Genomic DNA, 12,240 nt, shown 5'->3' with positions numbered 1-12,240 from the left:
GAAGGTGTCGCGAATGTTGACGCAACGTAGACTCCCGGCCGCCCGCACTGCTTCGCGCTGCGGGCGTTCCTGTTTCTCGAGGCCCCATGGAAAAACGCGTCCTCTTCCGATCCTCCTGGCTGCCCTGGGTGCTCATCGCGCCGCAGATGGCGGTGATCCTGGTGTTCTTCTTCTGGCCCGCCAGCCAGGCGGTGCTGCAGTCCTTGCAGAGCGAGGACGCCTTCGGCACCTCCACGGTGTTCGTGGGGCTGGAGAACTTCCAGCACCTGTTCCAGGACCCGGCCTATCTCGAGTCCTTCAAGGTCACGGCCGTCTTCTCGGTGCTGGTGGCCGGCTGCGGCATCGCGCTGTCGCTGGTGCTGGCCATCTTTGCCGACCGCATCCTGCGCGGCGCGCTGGCGTACAAGACCTTCCTCATCATTCCCTATGCCGTGGCACCGGCCGTGGCGGGCGTGCTGTGGGTGTTCATGTTCTCGCCCTCCATCGGTGTGGTGGCCTACGGCCTGCGCAAGATGGGCTACGACTGGAACCATTTGCTCAATTCCAACCAGGCGCTGGCGCTGATCGTGGTGGCCGCGGTGTGGAAGCAGATCTCCTACAACTTCCTGTTCTTCCTGGCCGGCCTGCAGTCGATCCCCAAGGCGCTGATCGAGGCCGCCTCCATCGACGGCGCCGGGCCGCTGCGGCGCTTCTGGACCATCCAGTTCCCGCTGCTGTCGCCCACCACCTTCTTCCTGCTGGTGATCAACGTGGTGTATGCCTTCTTCGACACCTTCGCGCTGGTGCATGCCACCACCGAGGGCGGGCCGGGCCGCGACACGGCGATCCTGGTCTACAAGGTCTGGCACGACGGCTTCCGCGCGCTCGACCTGGGCGGCTCGGCCGCGCAGTCGGTGGTGCTGATGCTGATCGTGGTCGCATTGACCGTCGTCCAGTTCCGCTACGTCGAAAAGAAAGTCCAGTACTGACATGGTCGAACGCCGCCCGGGCCTGACGGTCCTTTCGCACGTGGTGCTCCTGCTGGGCATTTTGATCATCGCCTTCCCGATCTACCTGGCCTTCGTGGCCTCGACGCACACGCGCGATGAGATCGTGCAGGTGCCCATGCCGCTCACGCCCGGCAAGCACCTGGTGGAGAACTACACCGCCGCCCTGACCGGCACGGCCGAGACGCAGGGCTCCAAGGCGGCCGTCGGCCGCATGATGTGGGTGAGCCTGGTCACGGCGCTGGTGATCGCCATCGGCAAGATCGCCATCTCGCTGCTGTCGGCCTTCGCCATCGTGTACTTCCGCTTCCCGTTCAAGAAGCTCGTCTTCTGGATGATCTTCGTGACGCTGATGCTGCCGGTGGAGGTGCGCATCCTGCCCACCTACAAGGTCCTGTCGGACCTCAACATGCTCAACACGTACGCGGGCCTGACGGTGCCGCTGATCGCCTCGGCGACGGCCACCTTCCTGTTCCGGCAGTTCTTCCTGTCGGTGCCGGACGAACTTGTGGAGGCGGCGCGCATCGACGGCGCGGGGCCGATGCGCTTCTTCAAGGACATCCTGGTGCCGCTGTCGCAGACCTCCATTGCGGCGCTGTTCGTCATCCAGTTCATCTACGGCTGGAACCAGTACCTCTGGCCGCTGCTGGCCACGACCACCGAGGACATGTACCCGGTGGTGATCGGCATCAAGCGCATGATCGCCAGCGGCGATGCGGCCAACGACTGGAACATCATCATGGCGACGGCCATCCTGGCGCTGCTGCCGCCGGCGGTGGTGGTGATCCTGATGCAGAAGTGGTTCGTCAAGGGACTTGTCGATACAGAAAAATGACCACCCCGTTTCTTGCTCACTTCGTGTAGCCGAATCCCCCTCAAGGGGCGACACCGGCGGCCCGGCAAAGCCGGTTCCGCGGTGTCTCCCGCACCAACAGCCACCCCGAGCGCACTCAACCTTCTCTTCTTGCCTATGTCCGGTATTTCCCTTCGCAACGTCATCAAGCGCTACGGCAAGGGTGCCAAGGCCAATCAGGTCATCCATGGCGTCTCGGCCGATATCCGGGATGGCGAGTTCGTCGTCATCGTGGGCCCGTCGGGCTGCGGCAAGTCCACGCTGCTGCGCATGGTGGCAGGGCTGGAGGAGATCTCCGCCGGCGAGATCGCCATCGGCGGGCGGGTGGTCAATGACGTAGAGCCTGCGAAGCGGGACATCGCGATGGTGTTCCAGAACTACGCGCTCTATCCGCACATGACCAACTTCGACAACATGGCCTATGGCTTGCGCATCCAGGGCGTGCCGAAGGACGAGATCAAGACCCGGGTCGACAAGGCCGCCAAGATCCTCGAACTGGGCCACCTGCTGGAGCGCAAGCCGCGGGAGCTGTCGGGCGGCCAGCGCCAGCGCGTGGCCATGGGCCGCGCCATCGTGCGCCAGCCGCAGGTCTTCCTGTTCGACGAGCCGCTCTCGAACCTGGACGCCAAGCTGCGCGCCCAGACCCGCCTGGAGATCCAGAAGCTGCACCGCGAGTTGGGCATCACCTCGCTCTTCGTCACGCACGACCAGGTCGAGGCCATGACGCTGGCCCAGCGCATCATCGTGATGAACGGCGGCGTGATGGACCAGTTCGCCACGCCCGAAGAGGTCTACCACCGGCCGGCCACCACCTTCGTCGCCAGCTTCATCGGCTCGCCGCCCATGAACCTGCTGAAGAACGCGCCCGGCGTGCCGGCGGGCAAGATCCTGGGCATCCGGCCGGAGCACATTTCGCCGCACGATTCGGGCTGGAGCGTGAACGTCGAGCAGGTCGAGCTGCTGGGTGCCGAGCGCCTGGTCTACGGCCGCATCGGCGACGAGCAGATCGTGATGCGCACCGATGCCGACAAGCCGGCGCCCAAGGTGGGCGACACGCTGAGCCTGGGCGCCAGCGAAGAGCGGCTGCACTGGTTCGATGCCGGCTCCGGAAAAAGATTGGATTGACACCCCCGCGCCGCGGCCTTTCGATCGCAATGCTTGGCTCGCCATGAACGACCTGCCCCCCTGGCCCTATCCCCGCTGGATCGCCCACCGCGGCGCCGGCAAGCTCGCGCCGGAGAACACGCTGGCGGCCTTCCGCCTGGGCGCGGAGCACGGCTACCGCATGTTCGAATGCGACGCCAAGCTCAGCCAGGACGGCGTGGTCTTCCTGATGCACGACGCCACGCTGGCGCGCACCACCGGCATGCCCGGCATCGGCGGCGACCAGCCGTGGACCACGCTGTCGCAGCTGGACGCGGGCGGCTGGCATTCGCGGCGTTATGCCGGCGAGCCGCTGCCCACGCTGGCGGCGCTGGCGCGCTTCTGCCTGGCCAACGATTACCTGCTCAACATCGAGATCAAGCCCACGCCCGGCACCGATGCCGAGACGGGCGCCGCCGTCGCACGCGAGGCGGCCCGCCTGTGGGCCGGCACGGCCGTGCCGCCGCTGCTCAGCTCCTTCCGGCCCGACGCCCTGGCCGCCGCGCGCGACGCCGTGCCGGCGCTGCCGCGCGCCCTGCTGCTGGACACGCCGCGCAGCGACTGGCTCGACCTCGCCCGCCAGCTCGGCTGCGTGGCCATCGTCTGCAACCATGCCCTGTGGGACGCGCAGACCGTGGCCGATGCCCGCGCCGCCGGCTTCCGGCAACTGAGCTACACGGTGAACGACGACTGGGCGGCGCAGCGGCTCATCGACCTGGGCACCGACGGCATCATCACGGACCGCGTGGACCTTTTTTCACCGGCGGCCTGAACAGCGCCAGGCCGGCCCAGGCCACGCCGGCCACCGCCCCGGTCGGCCGCCCGCCGAGCGCGGCCTGACAGCGCGCACCGACAGGGCGCCACGGGCGGCCTGCCTATGATCCGCCGGATGCGCCGGACTTCGCATTCCCCCTCGTTCCTCGCCCGCGGCCTGGCCCTGTTCGCCGCCCTGGCCGTGCTGGCGGCCCTGGCCGCCGCACCCGCCGCCCGGGCCCAGGCCCAGCCCGCCGCCGGCGCCACGGCCGCGGCCGCAGCGGCGGCCGACATGCCCGCCGACATCACCACGCTGCGGGCCCAGCTCACCGCCCTGCCCAAGTCGGCCGAGACGAGCGACGAGGCCCGCCTGCTGGTGCGCCAGGTGGACGCCATCGGCACCGCCGCGCAGAAGCTGATCGACCTGCGCACGGGCCAGCTCAACGACCTGAACGCCCGCCTGGGCGAACTGGGTCCGGCGCCGGCCGCCGGTACCACCGAAGACCCCGACATCACCCGGCAGCGCACCACCCTCACCCGCGAGCGCAACGGCGTCGATGCCGACATCCGGCTGGCACGGCTGGTGGTGGTGGATGCCCAGCAGCGCGCGACCGAACTGCTGAACAAGCGCCGCCAGGACTTCGAAGCCCGCCTGACCGAACGCACCGCCTCGCCGCTGTCGCCCGCCTTCTGGCGCGCCATCGCCACCGCCTGGCCCGACGACCGCGAACGGCTGCAGCCGCTGGCCATCGAATTGCGCAGCGCGGTCTCGGCCAGCCTCTCACCGCCCCACCGGAATGCGGTGCTCGGCGCCCTGGCGCTGGTGCTGCTCACGATCACCGTCGGCAACATGCTGGCCGAACGCGGGCTGGTGCTGCTGGCCCAGCGCATCCTGCCCGGCGGACGGTTGCGGCGCTCGCTGCTGGTGATCGCCGTGGTCGGCGTCAACATGCTGCTGGTGGCGCTGGCGCTGCACGGCTTGCGCGGCCTGCTGGAAGACCGGCAGCTGCTCGGCGAGGCCGCGCGCGAACTGGTGCGGGAGCTGATCGGCGTCGCGCTGTTCATGACCTTCGTGCTCAGCCTGGGGCGCGCGCTGCTCGCCAATGCCCGGCGTTCCTGGCGGCTGCCGCCCATCGCCGACGCCATGGCGCTGCGGCTGCGGCCCTTTCCGCTGCTGGTGGCCATCGTGGGCGCGCTGGTGTGGATTCCGGCGCAGGTCAATTCGCTGGTGGAGGCGAGCTATGCCGCGCTGCAGGCCACGCAGGCGGCCACGGCCGCGGCGCTGACGGTGCTGGTGGCGCTGCTGCTGTTCCGCCTGCGGCCCGCGGCCACGGGTGGGCGCGGCACGGCATCCGCCGCCGCCCCGGACGCGCCCCCGGCGCCGACGGCGACTACGGCCGGCGACGGCGCGGCGGCCCGCTTCACCGTCCGTCCGGTGTGGGTCGGGCTGCTGCGCGGACTGGTCTCGCTGGTGCTGCTGGCCGTCACGGCCCTGCTGGCCAGCGGCTATGTCGCGCTCGCCAGCCTGGTCGCCAGCCAGCTGATCTGGACCGGCATCGTGGTCTGCGCCTTCTACGTGCTGTTCAAGTTCATCGACGACCTGTGCATGGCGCTGCTGGCGTCGGGCAGCCCGACGGGCCAGCGGCTGGCGGCCAGCTTCGGCCTGACAGCCACGCGGCTGGACCAGGCGGCGGTGCTGCTGTCGGCCGTGCTGCGGCTGGCGCTGTTCTTCTACCTCGTCATCACGCTGATGGCGCCGCTGGGCACGGGGCCGGAAGAAGTGGTGCAGCGCTCCGGCCAGTTCGGCAGCGGGCTGCGGGTGGGCGAGTTCCAGTTCGTGCCCGCCGCCCTGTTCAGCGCGCTGGCCGTGCTGGTGGCGGGCTTCGTGGCGCTGCGGGTGCTGCGCGTCTGGCTGGACACGCGCTACTTCCCCGCTTCGGGCCTGGAGCCCGGCATGCGCAGCTCGCTGACCACGCTGCTGGGCTATGCGGGCGGCGTGCTGGTGGTGGCGATGGCGCTGTCGGCGCTGGGCATCGGCATCAACCGCATCGCCTGGATCGCCAGCGCGCTGTCGGTGGGCATCGGCTTCGGCCTGCAGGCCATCGTGCAGAACTTCATCTCGGGCCTGATCCTGCTGGCCGAGCGGCCGGTGAAGGTGGGCGACTGGGTGGTGCTGGGCACCACCGAGGGCGACGTGCGGCGCATCAACGTGCGCGCCACCGAGATCCAGCTGGCCGACCGCTCCACGGTGATCGTGCCCAACTCGGAGTTCATCACCAAGACCGTGCGCAACATGACGCTGGCCAATGCCGAGGGCCGCGTGCTGATCCGCCTGCCGATGCCGCTGGCCAGCGACGCGCGGCAGGTGCGGGACCTGATGCTGGCGGCCTGCGGCGCGCATCCGTCCATCCTGCCCACGCCGGCGCCGTCGGTGTCGCTGGAGGGCATCGAGAACGGCATGCTGATCTTCCAGGCCATCGCCTACGTCAACAGCCCGCGCGTGGCCGGCGGGGTGAAGAGCGACCTGCTCTTCACCATGCTGGAGGACTTCAAGAACGCCGGCCTGCCGCTGGTCGCGCCCGTGGTGGCGGCGGTGCCGCCGGCGCCCGCGCCGCTGGCCTGACGGGCGCCTGGCCGCCAGCGGGCCGGTGCGGGGCCCGCGTGCGTGCGCCATCAGTCGGGCCAGCGGGCCGCGTCGACCACCGGGAAGCCGCCGCTGACGTTGTCGAGCAGGCCGAAGAAGCGCGGCAGCAGGCCGGCATCGCCACGCAGCTGCGCCTCGCCGGCCGTCGTCAGTGGCTGCAGGGTCTGCTGGCGCGACAGCAAGGCGTCGAGGGCGCGGCGCTGGCGCGCCAGTGCCGACGGAGCAGCCGATGGCCTGGGCGATGTCGCTGACCGTCACCTCGGACCAGCGGCGGCTGGCCGTGCGCTTCAGCCCGGCTTCGATCAGCGCCCGCCACGCAGCAGCGCCCACTGCACGGTGCCGGCGACCAGCACCAGCGCCGCATAGCTCGCCATGCGCCCGTCGTGGCCTGTCAGCACCAGGCCGCCGAGCAGCGTCGCGACGCCCGCACCCGTCGTGATCGCGATCTGCTTCCACAGCGGCACGCGCAGCGATCGGGCCCGATGCAGCCCACGCAGGGCCAGCGCCAGCAGCACCGCCACCGCCACGGCCGGCGCCACGAAATTGAGCAGGTGATCGAGCAACTGGAGGGGAGACATGCGCCGCGGTGCGTCCGGCAATGACTGCGATAGGCGGGTTTGTTGCAGTGCAAGACGCCGAAGAGGGGCGCGAATTTTATAATGCGCGGTTATGGCAGTCTGGGCCCTCGGCTTGAACCACACGACCGCGCCGCTCGACCTGCGCGGCCGGTTCGCCTTCGCCGTCGACCAGATCGCGCCCACCCTGCAGAGCCTGCGCAGCGCCGTGGGCATCGGTGGCCACCCGCCGGTGGAGGCGGCCATCCTCTCCACCTGCAACCGCACCGAGATCTACTGCGCCGCCGACCGGCCCGCGCTCGAGCACACGGTCGACTGGCTGGCCGGCAGCGGCGGCGTGTCGCCGGCGCTGCTGCGCTCGCACACCTACACCCTCACCGACGGCCAAGCCGCGCGCCATGCCTTCCGCGTGGCCAGCGGCCTCGACTCCATGGTGCTGGGCGAGGCTCAGATCCTGGGTCAGATGAAGGATGCCATCCGCGCCGCCGAGTCGGCCGGCGCCCTGGGCACCACGCTCAACCAGCTGTTCCAGCGCTCCTTCGCCGTCGCCAAGGAAGTGCGCACCTCCACCGAGATCGGCGCGCATTCCATCAGCATGGCCGCCGCCGCCGTCCGCCTGGCCGGCCAGCTCTTCGAGGACCTGCGCGAGACGCGCGTGCTCTTCGTCGGTGCCGGGGAAATGATCGACCTGGCCGCCACGCATTTCGCCGCGCGCCAGCCCGCGAAGATGGTCATCGCCAACCGCACCCTCGAGCGCGGCGAGAAGCTCGCCGGCCGCCTGGGCGGCGAGGCCATGCGCCTGGCCGACCTGCCCGGCCGTCTGGCCGAATTCGACATCGTGGTCAGCTGCACCGCCAGCACCCTGCCGCTGATCGGCCTGGGCGCGGTCGAGCGGGCGCTCAAGGCACGCAAGCACCGGCCCATGTTCATGGTCGACCTGGCCGTGCCGCGCGACATCGAGCCCGAGGTCAAGGACCTGGAAGACGTCTACCTCTACACCGTGGACGACCTGGCCCACGTCGTCCGTCAGGGCGAGGCCAGCCGCCAGGCCGCCGTCGCCCAGGCCGAGTCGATCATCGACGCCGGGGTGCAGAACTTCCTGCACTGGATGGACCAGCGCAGCAGCGTGCCGCTGATCCAGCAGCTGCAGGCCCAGGCCGATGCCTGGCGCGCGGCCGAACTGGCCCGCGCACGCCGCCAGCTCGCCCGTGGCGACGACGTCGAGGCGGTGCTGGACGCCCTGTCGCGCGGCCTCACGCAGAAGATGCTGCACGGCGCCATGGCCGAACTGCATGCCGGCGACGCCACGAGCCGCGCGCAGACGGCGCAGACGGTGAGCCGGCTCTTCCTGCGCAACGGCGATACGCGCCGCGACAACTAGCGACGCTCGCTCGCCGCGGCCTCCGCCACCGGCCGCAACTGCCTGCAGCGCCCTGCCTTGCGCCGCCTTCGGCCCGCTTCCCAGATTCCGCCTCGCCCGTGAAAGACTTCCTCCGCCACCAACTCGAACGCTTCGCCCAGCGCCTGGACGAGCTGGACTTCCTGCTCTCGCGCGAGGACATCATGGCCGACATGGCGCAGTACCGCGTCCTCTCGCGCGAGCATGCCGAAGTCACCGCCATCGCCGGCCGCTGGGCGCGCTACCGCCAGCGCGAGGCCGACCTGGCCGGCGCCCGCGACATGCTGGACGACCCCGACATGGCCGAGATGGCCCGCGAGGAAATCGCCGCCGCCGAGAACGAGCTGCAGCAGCTGGCCGACGAACTCCAGCGCCTGCTGCTGCCCAAGGACCCGGACGACGCCCGCAACGCCTTCCTCGAAATCCGCGCCGGCACCGGCGGCGACGAGTCGGCCCTGTTCGCCGGCGACTTGGCGCGCATGTACACCCGCTTTGCCGCCAGCCAGGGCTGGAAGCTGGAGGTCATGAGCGCCAGCGACAGCGAGATCGGCGGCTACAAGGAAGTGGTGCTGCGCGTGGAGGCCGACGGCGCCTACGGCCGGCTGCGCTTCGAATCGGGCGGCCACCGCGTGCAGCGCGTGCCCGCCACCGAGACGCAGGGCCGCATCCACACCAGCGCCTGCACCGTCGCCGTGATGCCGGAACCCGATGAGGCCCAGGCCATCACCCTCAACCCGGCCGACCTGCGCATCGACACCTTCCGCGCCAGCGGCGCCGGCGGCCAGCACATCAACAAGACCGACTCGGCCGTGCGCGTGGTGCACCTGCCCACCGGCCTGGTCGCCGAATGCCAGGACGGCCGCAGCCAGCACAGCAACAAGGCCAAGGCGCTGCAGGTGCTGCAGGCCCGGCTGCAGGAAAAGGAGCGCAGCGAGCGTGCCGCCAAGGAAGCCGCGCTGCGCAAGGGCCTGATCGGCAGCGGCGACCGCAGCGACCGCATCCGCACCTACAACTTCCCGCAGGGCCGGCTCACCGACCACCGCATCAACCTCACGCTCTACAAGCTCGGCGCGGTGATGGATGGCGACCTGGGCGAGGTGCTGGACGCGCTGCAAGCCGCGCGTGAGGCCGAGCAGCTGGCGGAGTTGGAGGCGAGCCAGGCATGAGCGTGCGCCCTGCCGCTGCGATGGAGGCTGGCCGCGCCGTCGTCGACGGTCGTTCCCCGGTCCCAACACCAGCTTCGGCGGCCGAACCGATGGCCGAGCCGGCGCCCCCGCACGTCGCCGCCGCCCTGCAGGCCGGACTGCGGGCCGGTCTGGACCGGCTCGATGCCCAACTGCTGCTGCTGTACGCCCTCGGCCGCGCGCCGCACGACCGGGCCTGGCTGCTGACGCACGACGGCGACGCGCTCGCCGCCGGCGACTGGCCGCGCATCGCCGCCCTCTTCCGCCGGCGCCTGGCCGGCGAACCCGCCGCCTACCTGCTCGGGGAAAAGGAATTCCACGGCCTCGACCTGCAGGTGGACGCCCGCGTGCTGGTGCCGCGTCCGGACACGGAAACACTGGTCGACTGGGCGCTGGACTGCCTTCAGGGCCGCAGCGCCCCGCGCGTGCTCGACCTGGGCACCGGCAGCGGCGCCATCGCCCTGGCGCTGCAGCGCGCCCGGCCCGACGCGCGGGTCGAGGCGGTCGATGCCAGCACCGACGCGCTCGCCGTGGCCACGGCGAATGCGCAGCGGCTCGGCCTTGCCGTCGCCTTCCGCCAGGCTTCCTGGCTCGACGGCGCGCCTCGGGCGGCCTACGACCTCATCGTCAGCAACCCGCCCTACATCGCCGACGGCGATCCGCACCTGCCCGCCCTGCGCCACGAGCCGCGGTCGGCCCTGGTGGCCGGCGCCGACGGCCTGGACGACCTGCGGCAGATCGTGCGCGACGCTCCCGCGCACCTGGCCGCCGGCGGCCAACTGCTGCTGGAACACGGCCACGACCAGGCCGCCGCCGTGCGCCAGTTGCTCGCCGGCGCGGGTTTCGCCGACATCCAGCGCCGCCATGACCTGTCCGGCATTGCCCGCTGCACCGGCGGAACCTGGGCCCCGGTGAAATAATCCACCCCTCTTCCCATCCCACACATCCACAGGAAACCCCATGAGCGACGTTCAGCAACGCATCGACGGCATCGTGAAGTCGAGTGATGTCGTGCTCTTCATGAAGGGCAACGCGAGCTTTCCCATGTGCGGCTTCTCCGGCCGCGCCGTCCAGATCCTGAAGGCCTGCGGCGTCGAGCCCAAGTCGCTCAAGACCGTCAACGTCCTGGACGACGCCGAGATCCGCCAGGGCATCAAGGAATACAGCAACTGGCCCACGATCCCGCAGCTCTACGTCAAGGGCGAGTTCGTGGGCGGCTCGGACATCATGATGGAGATGTACGAGTCCGGCGAACTGCAGCAGATGCTGACCCAGGCCGCCTGACGGCCGGTCCGCCCGCCGCCCTGAAAGGGGAGGTCCGGCGCCTGATGCCGATTCGTTGGCCCAGCACCGTTCTCGCCCCCTCACCGTCGTCGACCCGTCACCGTTCGGGCTGAGCCTGTCGAAGCCGGGGCACGACGCCTTCGGCAGACCCTCGGGGGCGAACGGATCGACGGACTGGCACCGTGCCTCACCGCCAAATCGGCCCGCCGCGCGCGGGCCGTTTTTCATGGCACGCGCCACACCGTTCGGACGCCGCCTGCCCCGCTGTAGTCGCCAAGCCACATCGCCTGTCGGCGCCTGCGGCTCGCGTGCACGCCGCGCCGGCACGTCTTATGCTGTATCGCACCAGGTGTTGTTGTTCGATACGGAGGTGTTCCCGATGGATTCCCGCAGTCTCGTCCCCACCAGCGCAGGCTTTCAGCTGCCTGTGGCGCAACTGCGCAGCGTCTACGAGACGCACGAGGTGGAGCGCCGGCTCGCCAAGCTGCCGGAGCGCGATCACGAAACCCTGCGCAGCACCTACACCCGCATGCTCGAGCGCGGCCCCGAGCGCTTCCAGGTCAAGCCCAGCGGTGTGCCCGACATGGCCGCCCTGTACGAGCAGTTGCCTAACTTCACCGACGCGCTCGACGACGTGCGCCGCCACGTCGCGCTGGCCCAGGACAGCCGCGACGGCCTGGAGGTGACGCCCATGCTGCTGCTGGGCCCGCCCGGCATCGGCAAGACCCATTTCGCCCGCAAGCTGGCCGAGCTGCTCGGCACCGGCATGCAGCTGGTGCCGATGAGTTCGATGACCGCCGGCTGGCTGCTCTCCGGCGCCTCCTCGCAATGGAAGGGCGCCAAGCCCGGCAAGGTGTTCGAGGCGCTGGTGGACGGGCAGTACGCCAACCCGGTCATCGTGGTGGACGAGATCGACAAGGCCAGCGCCGACGCGCAGTACGACCCGCTGGGCGCGCTCTACGGCCTGCTGGAGCACGACACCGCCCACCATTTCGTCGACGAATTCGCCGAAGTGGCCATCGACGCCAGCCAGGTCATCTGGATCACCACCGCCAACGACGAGCGCAGCGTGCCCGAGCCCATCCTCAACCGGATGAACGTGTTCGAGATCGAGGCGCCTTCCGCCGAGCAGGCGCGGCGCATCGCGCGCAACCTCTACCTGTCGATCCGCGCCGAGCACGACTGGGGCCGACACCTGGCCGCCGAACCGGCCGACGACGTGCTCGACGTGCTGGCCAGCCTCGCCCCGCGCGAAATGCGCCGCGCGCTGATGACCGGCTTCGGCAATGCCCGCCTAGCCCGGCGCGAACAGATGCAGGTGGACGACCTGCCGCGCAGCGCGGCCGGCCAGCGCCAGCGCATGGGTTTCGTGCAGTAGCCATCCTCCGAAACCGGCAGCGGACTGCGCGGCAGATGCCG

Annotated in this window: 12 protein-coding genes; 10 read left to right on the top strand and 2 right to left on the bottom strand. The window is 70.4% G+C overall.

The features are described from left to right. Nucleotides 1–86 precede the first annotated feature (86 nt). The 5 genes from ugpA (at nucleotide 87) to NS331_RS12105 (ending at nucleotide 6,358) form a co-directional block, all read left to right on the top strand. Complete coding sequence (gene ugpA, locus NS331_RS12125) at nucleotides 87–968, top strand: sn-glycerol-3-phosphate ABC transporter permease UgpA (RefSeq protein ID WP_058642248.1); 882 nt, start codon at nucleotides 87–89, stop codon at nucleotides 966–968. 1 nt (nucleotide 969) lies between these two features. Continuing rightward, nucleotides 970–1,821 (top strand): sn-glycerol-3-phosphate ABC transporter permease UgpE, encoded by an 852-nt coding sequence (ugpE, locus tag NS331_RS12120; RefSeq protein WP_058642247.1) that lies wholly within the window; start codon nucleotides 970–972, stop codon nucleotides 1,819–1,821. Between the two features lie 135 nt (nucleotides 1,822–1,956). After that, nucleotides 1,957–2,964, top strand: coding sequence for a sn-glycerol-3-phosphate import ATP-binding protein UgpC (locus NS331_RS12115; RefSeq protein WP_058642246.1), 1,008 nt, complete (start codon nucleotides 1,957–1,959; stop codon nucleotides 2,962–2,964). A gap of 43 nt (nucleotides 2,965–3,007) precedes the next feature. Further along, entirely contained in the window at nucleotides 3,008–3,754 is a 747-nt protein-coding gene (gene ugpQ / locus NS331_RS12110) for a glycerophosphodiester phosphodiesterase (protein ID WP_058642245.1), read from the top strand. A 117-nt stretch (nucleotides 3,755–3,871) separates the two neighbouring features. Then, nucleotides 3,872–6,358, top strand: a complete 2,487-nt coding sequence (locus NS331_RS12105) for a DUF3772 domain-containing protein (RefSeq protein WP_058642280.1) — start codon at nucleotides 3,872–3,874, stop codon at nucleotides 6,356–6,358. A gap of 50 nt (nucleotides 6,359–6,408) precedes the next feature. On the opposite strand, the gene NS331_RS26150 is transcribed toward NS331_RS12105, so the two are convergent. After that, on the bottom strand, nucleotides 6,409–6,591 hold the full coding sequence (locus NS331_RS26150) for an alkyl sulfatase C-terminal domain-containing protein (protein ID WP_153012830.1): 183 nt from the start codon (nucleotides 6,589–6,591) through the stop codon (nucleotides 6,409–6,411). 90 nt (nucleotides 6,592–6,681) lie between these two features. Continuing rightward, complete coding sequence (locus tag NS331_RS12100; protein WP_058642244.1) at nucleotides 6,682–6,957, bottom strand: hypothetical protein; 276 nt, start codon at nucleotides 6,955–6,957, stop codon at nucleotides 6,682–6,684. 91 nt (nucleotides 6,958–7,048) lie between these two features. Between NS331_RS12100 and hemA the strand changes: the two genes are divergently transcribed. From hemA to NS331_RS12075, 5 genes are all read left to right on the top strand, one after another. Beyond that, nucleotides 7,049–8,335 carry a glutamyl-tRNA reductase gene (gene hemA, locus NS331_RS12095; RefSeq protein WP_058642243.1) on the top strand — a complete coding sequence of 429 codons (1,287 nt, stop codon included), beginning with the start codon at nucleotides 7,049–7,051 and terminating at the stop codon, nucleotides 8,333–8,335. Between the two features lie 98 nt (nucleotides 8,336–8,433). Then, nucleotides 8,434–9,519: a peptide chain release factor 1 gene (gene prfA, locus NS331_RS12090; RefSeq protein WP_058642242.1), complete on the top strand. Its 1,086-nt coding sequence runs from the start codon at nucleotides 8,434–8,436 to the stop codon at nucleotides 9,517–9,519. Between the two features lie 89 nt (nucleotides 9,520–9,608). Beyond that, entirely contained in the window at nucleotides 9,609–10,457 is an 849-nt protein-coding gene (gene prmC / locus NS331_RS12085; RefSeq protein WP_058642241.1) for a peptide chain release factor N(5)-glutamine methyltransferase, read from the top strand. Between the two features lie 40 nt (nucleotides 10,458–10,497). Then, the gene (gene grxD / locus NS331_RS12080; protein ID WP_058642240.1) at nucleotides 10,498–10,821 is read left to right on the top strand and encodes a Grx4 family monothiol glutaredoxin; all 324 of its coding nucleotides are present in this window, start codon (nucleotides 10,498–10,500) and stop codon (nucleotides 10,819–10,821) included. Between the two features lie 379 nt (nucleotides 10,822–11,200). Then, nucleotides 11,201–12,199, top strand: a complete 999-nt coding sequence (locus NS331_RS12075) for an AAA family ATPase (RefSeq protein ID WP_058642239.1) — start codon at nucleotides 11,201–11,203, stop codon at nucleotides 12,197–12,199. Nucleotides 12,200–12,240 lie beyond the last annotated feature (41 nt).

It is taken from the genome of Pseudacidovorax intermedius (genome assembly GCF_001476815.1).
In the GTDB taxonomy this organism is placed as follows: Bacteria; Pseudomonadota; Gammaproteobacteria; order Burkholderiales; family Burkholderiaceae_C; genus Xenophilus; species Xenophilus intermedius_A.
This window is presented reverse-complemented; position numbering and strand designations above follow the sequence as displayed.

Coding starts and splice junctions, on each gene's coding strand:
- hemA (WP_058642243.1), top strand. CDS start 7,049: ATGGCAGTCTGGGCCCTCGGCTTGAACCACACGACCGCGCCGCTCGAC.
- grxD (WP_058642240.1), top strand. CDS start 10,498: ATGAGCGACGTTCAGCAACGCATCGACGGCATCGTGAAGTCGAGTGAT.
- NS331_RS12100 (WP_058642244.1), bottom strand. CDS start 6,957: ATGTCTCCCCTCCAGTTGCTCGATCACCTGCTCAATTTCGTGGCGCCG.
- NS331_RS12105 (WP_058642280.1), top strand. CDS start 3,872: ATGCGCCGGACTTCGCATTCCCCCTCGTTCCTCGCCCGCGGCCTGGCC.
- prmC (WP_058642241.1), top strand. CDS start 9,609: ATGGCCGAGCCGGCGCCCCCGCACGTCGCCGCCGCCCTGCAGGCCGGA.
- NS331_RS12075 (WP_058642239.1), top strand. CDS start 11,201: ATGGATTCCCGCAGTCTCGTCCCCACCAGCGCAGGCTTTCAGCTGCCT.
- ugpA (WP_058642248.1), top strand. CDS start 87: ATGGAAAAACGCGTCCTCTTCCGATCCTCCTGGCTGCCCTGGGTGCTC.
- ugpQ (WP_058642245.1), top strand. CDS start 3,008: ATGAACGACCTGCCCCCCTGGCCCTATCCCCGCTGGATCGCCCACCGC.
- ugpE (WP_058642247.1), top strand. CDS start 970: ATGGTCGAACGCCGCCCGGGCCTGACGGTCCTTTCGCACGTGGTGCTC.
- NS331_RS12115 (WP_058642246.1), top strand. CDS start 1,957: ATGTCCGGTATTTCCCTTCGCAACGTCATCAAGCGCTACGGCAAGGGT.